Genomic DNA, 4,407 nt, shown 5'->3' with positions numbered 1-4,407 from the left:
TTCCACACCCAAGGACGACGCACCAAACCCCTCACCGTCAGCCACGCCTTCCACTCCCCCCACATGGACCCCATCCTCGACGAATTCCACACCGCGGCAAGCGGGTTGACGTACCACCGGGCCACCCTGCCCTTCGTCTCCGACCTCACCGGCACCCTCGTCGAGACCACCGACGCCCAGTACTGGACGGACCACATCCGCGGCACCGTCCGCTACCACGACGCCCTCCAGACCGCCGCACAACTCGGCACCACCACCTACCTCGAACTCGGCGCCACCCCCACCCTCACCGCACCCACCCGCGAAACCCTCGACACCGCCCACATCACCCCCCTCCTCCGCCCCCACACCGACGAAACCCACCACCTCCTCACCGCCCTCGCCACCACCTGGACCACCGGCACACCCCTCACCCACACCACCACCCACACCAACCACACCCCCCTCCCCACCTACCCCTTCCAACACCAACACCTCTGGCTGGACGCACCGGCCCGCCGCCTCCTCGCGGACCGGCCCACCGAACACCCGCTGGCCGACCTGGTGGTCGAACTCGCCGACGACGGCGGCGCCGTGCTCTCCGGACGCCTCTCCGTCCGCAGCCACCCGTGGCTGGCCGACCACGCCGTCCACGGCACCGTGCTGCTCCCCGGGACGGCGCTGCTCGACCTCGCGCTGCACACCGCCGGCCGGCTGGACGCCGCCCGGATCGGCGAGCTGACCCTGCTCGCCCCGGCCGTGCTGCCCGCGGGCGGGACCCTGGAGATCCAGGTCACGGTGGCCGGACCGGACACCCACGGACGCCGCGAACTCGCCGTCCACAGCCGCGCCGAGGCGGGCGCGGAGTGGATCCGCAACGCCACCGGGTGGGCCGGGCCGGCCGCAGCCGCCGATCCCGGCCGGCAGTCCGGCGTCCGGCCGCCCGCCGACGCCGAGGCACTCCCCGTCGACGGCCTCTACGAGCGGCTCGCCGACCAGGGCCGCAGCTACGGCCCGGCCTTCCGCGGGCTGCACGCGGCCTGGCGCGCCGGCGACCTCCTGTTCGCCGAAGTCCGGCTCCCCGAAGGCGCGTTCGGCGACCCGGCCCGATTCACCGTGCACCCCGCGCTGCTCGACGCCGCCCTGCACGCGCTGCTGGCCGCCACCGGCCCGGACGAGGGCCTGCTGCTGCCGTTCGCCTGGGCCGGCGTCCAGGTGCATGCGAGCGCCGCGACCGTCCTGCACGTCCGGCTGACCCCGGTCGACGGCGGGTACGCCGTCCACGCCGCCGATCCGGCCGGCGGACCGGTACTGACCGCCGACCACCTCGCCCTGCGCCCCCTCGCCCCGGGCGCGCTCGCCGTCGGTGCCGGACCGCTCTACACCACCGCCTGGTCGCCGGTACCCGCCCCGGCCGAGCCGCCGGCGGACCGGACCTGGGCCGTGCTCGACCCGCACGGCGCGCTCCCCGACCTGGACGCCCTGCGCGCCGCCCACCCCGAGGGCCCGCTGCCCGACACCGTCCTCCGGGCGATCACCGACGACGGCGTCACCGCCCCGCCCAAGCTCGTCCGCTCGGCCCTGGCCCACTACCTGACGCTCCTGCGCGAGTGGCTCGCCGAACCGCGCTCGGTCGACGCCCGCCTGCTGGTGCAGACCGCCGGCGGCGTCGGCGCCGCCGCCGGGGAGGCGCCAGCCGACCTCGCCGCGGCCGCCCTCTGGGGCCTGGTCCGCAGCGCCCAGAGCGAGCACCCGGGCCGGATCCTGCTGCTCGACACGCCCGCCGTGGAACCCGGGGCGGAGCCGCCGCTCGCCGCCGCTCCGCTGCTCCGGACGGCCTTCGCCCTCGGGGCCGACGAGCCCCAACTCGCCCTGCGCGAAGGCGGTCTGCTGGTACCCCGGCTCGTCCGCGCCGAGCCGGACGCCGACCCGCACGCCGGGTCGGGTGCCGGGTCGGACCTGACGCCGGGCGTGACGGCGACCCCCGAGCCGAGCGCCACCCCGGTCCCCGAACCCGCCGCGCGGTTCGACGCCGACGGCACCGTGCTGCTGACCGGTGCCACCGGCGCGCTGGGCGGGCACGTCGCCCGGCACCTGGTCGAGCGGCACCGGGTCCGGCGGCTGCTGCTGGTGAGTCGGCGCGGGCCCGAGGCGCCCGGTGCGTCCCGGCTGCAGGAGGAACTCGCCGGGCTCGGCGCCGAGGTGCTACTCGTCGCCGCCGACCTCGGTGACCGGGACGAGGTGGCCGCGCTGCTCGCCGCCCACCCGGTGACGGCGGTCGTGCACGCCGCCGGGGTCCTCGACGACGGCACACTCGACTCCCTCACCCCCGAGCGGCTGCACGCCGTCCTGCGCCCGAAGGCCGAGGCTGCCTGGCACCTGCACGAGCTCACCGAGGGGCTGACGGCCTTCGTGCTGTTCTCCTCGGCCGCCGGGGTGCTCGGCGGCGCCGGTCAGGCCGCCTACGCCGCCGCCAACTCCTTCCTCGACGCACTCGCCGCCCGGCGCCGGGCGGCGGGCCTGCCCGCGCTCTCGCTGGTCTGGGGCTTGTGGGCGGGCGAGGCCGGCATGGGCGGCGGGCTGAGCACCGCCGACCGGGCCCGGCTGCGCCGCTCGGGCGTGGCGCCGCTGCCCGTCCCCCAGGCGCTCGCCCTGTTCGACGCCGCACTGGAGGGCGGCCCGGCCGCCGTCCTCCCGGCCCGCCTCGACCTCGCGGGCGCCACCGCCGACACCGTCCCGGTGCTGCTGCGGGGCCTGGTGCCGGCCGGCCGCCGGGTGGCCGCGACCGCCGGCGCCGTCCGGGTCGGCAGCGCCCTGGCCGCGGACCTCACCGCCGCGGACCCGGCCGATCGGCGCGGCCGACTCGTCCGGCTGGTGCAGGAGCACGCCGCCGCGGCCCTCGCCCACCCGAACGCCGAGGCCGTCCCCACCGACCGCGCCTTCACCGACCTCGGCGTCGACTCGCTCACCGCCGTCGACCTGCGCAACCGGCTCGCCGCCGCACTCGGCGTCCGTCTCTCCGCCACCGCCGTCTTCGACCACCCGACGGTCACCCTGCTGGCCGGCCACCTGCTGGACGAGCTGTTCGGCACCGACGACAGCACCAGCGCCGACAGCGCCACCTCCGGCCCGCTGCCGACGCCCGGCTCCTCCGAGGAGCCGATCGCCGTCGTCGGCATCGGCTGCCGCTTCCCCGGCGGGGTCGCCTCGCCGGAGGAGCTGTGGCGCCTCGTCGCCGACGGCGTGGACGCGATCGGCCCGTTCCCGGCGGACCGCGGCTGGGACCTGGAGAACCTCTACCACCCCGACCCGGAACACACCGGGACGACCTACACCCGCTCCGGCGGATTCCTCGACCGCGCCGCCGACTTCGACCCGGAGTTCTTCGGCATCAGCACCCGCGAGGCGCTGGCCACCGACCCGCAGCAGCGGCTCCTGCTGGAGACGGCCTGGGAGGCCGTCGAGCGGGCCGGCATCGACCCGACCACGCTGCGCGGATCCCGCACCGGGGTGTTCGCCGGTGTCATGTACGACGACTACGGCGCCCGGCTGCACGGCGCCGCCCCCAGCGGCTTCGAGGGCCACCTCGGGCAGGGAAGTGCGGGCAGCGTCGCCAGCGGCCGGGTCTCCTACGTGCTCGGGCTGGAGGGCCTGGCGGTCACCGTGGACACCGCCTGCTCCTCCTCCCTGGTGGCCGTCCACCTGGCCGCCCAGTCGCTGCGTTCGGGGGAGTCCACGCTGGCGCTGGCGGGCGGAGTCACCGTGATGGCGACGCCCGCGACCTTCGTGGAGTTCAGCCGTCAGCGCGGACTGGCCGCGGACGGGCGGTGCAAGCCCTTCGCGGCCGCCGCCGACGGCACGGCCTGGGGCGAGGGCGCGGGCCTGCTGCTGCTGGAACGGCTGTCGGACGCGCGACGCAACGGGCACCCGGTGCTGGCGGTGCTGCGCGGCTCCGCGGTCAACCAGGACGGCGCCAGCAACGGCCTCACCGCCCCCAACGGCCCCTCCCAGCAGCGCGTCATCCGGGCCGCGCTGGCCAATGCCGGCCTGACCACCGCGGACGTCGACGTGGTGGAGGCGCACGGCACGGGCACCACGCTCGGCGACCCGATCGAGGCCCAGGCCATCCTCGCCACCTACGGGCAGGACCGCGAGCTGCCCGTGCTGCTCGGCTCGGTCAAGTCCAACCTCGGGCACACCCAGGCCGCCGCCGGCGTGGCGAGCATCATCAAGCTGATCGAGGCCTTCCGGCACCGCGAACTCCCGCGCACCCTGCACCTCGACGCGCCGTCCCCGCACGTGGACTGGACGGCCGGACGGGTCGAACTCCTCGCCGAGCACCGGGCCTGGCCGGCGACCGGACGGCCCCGCCGGGGAGCGGTCTCCTCCTTCGGCATCAGCGGCACCAACGCCCACCTGATCCTCGAG

Annotated in this window: 1 protein-coding gene; it reads left to right on the top strand. The window is 76.7% G+C overall.

From position 1 onward, the window contains the following. On the top strand, window positions 1-4,407 hold a 4,407-nt coding region (locus AB0N04_RS38375; protein ID WP_363365760.1), incomplete at both ends, for an SDR family NAD(P)-dependent oxidoreductase.

It is taken from the genome of Kitasatospora sp. NPDC051702 (assembly GCF_040681575.1).
Classification (GTDB): Bacteria; Actinomycetota; Actinomycetes; order Streptomycetales; family Streptomycetaceae; genus Kitasatospora.
This window is presented reverse-complemented; position numbering and strand designations above follow the sequence as displayed.